Genomic DNA, 361 nt, shown 5'->3' on the forward strand with positions numbered 1-361 from the left:
GGGTATGGGTCAAACGCTCGCCGCACGCGGTGTTCGACCCCTGGGAGATCGAATCGACGGTGGTCGTGGACGACCTCGCCGATCTGGCCAATGCCTTCATCGCTCATCATGGAGCACAAGCTCCGCGCCGGGAGCCATTCTCGAGATTCCCGTGCGGGCGAGGTGTGTGGGGCGAAGCGTAACGCGTGATCCCGATGCGCGAAACCAGGAGCGACACGCTCGAGGGCACCATTGTCAGACACGAATGAACTCGAATGCCTGCGAATGAGCTAACCCCAGTCCGCCACTGTTGTAAGCGGGAATCCGCCGCGCGCCCCGCCCAGTAGCCGCATCAAGGGTGCTCCTCAAGGCAGGTTGATCG

Annotated in this window: 1 pseudogene; it reads left to right on the forward strand. The window is 62.9% G+C overall.

Annotation, left to right across the window (positions count from 1 at the left end):
- A pseudogene (locus ACTFO6_RS18055) lies at positions 1-182 on the forward strand (hypothetical protein); the annotation flags it as partial.
- Between the last annotated feature and the right edge of the window lie 179 nt (positions 183-361).

Origin of the sequence: Pelomicrobium sp. G1 (assembly GCF_051905455.1) — a bacterium.
Lineage (GTDB): Bacteria > Pseudomonadota > Gammaproteobacteria > Burkholderiales > UBA6910 > Pelomicrobium.